The following is a 273-nucleotide window of genomic DNA, read 5'->3' on the forward strand; positions in this document are numbered from 1 at the left end:
AGCGTCTGACTACGGATCAGAAGGTTATGGGTTCGACTCCTGTCGGGCGCGCCAAAAAATATGCGGGTGTAGTTTAATGGTAAAACCTCAGCCTTCCAAGCTGATGTCGTGAGTTCGATTCTCATCACCCGCTCCAAAAAATATTAAAAAAGATGTTGACGAAAAAATAATGATATGTTATAGTTTAGTAACTGTCGGTTATGTCGATATCGATAGAATAAAATGAACCTTGAAAACTGAACAAGCAAGACGTGAATGAAAAAACGTTTCATT

Annotated in this window: 1 tRNA gene; it reads left to right on the top strand. The window is 38.8% G+C overall.

Going from position 1 to position 273, the window contains the following annotated elements:
- Positions 1–62 precede the first annotated feature (62 nt).
- A tRNA-Gly gene (locus C9J34_RS21485) sits at positions 63–136 on the top strand.
- Positions 137–273: the final 137 nt, after the last annotated feature.

The sequence above is a fragment of the Metasolibacillus meyeri genome (genome assembly GCF_003049505.1).
Taxonomy (GTDB): Bacteria; Bacillota; Bacilli; order Bacillales_A; family Planococcaceae; genus Metasolibacillus; species Metasolibacillus meyeri.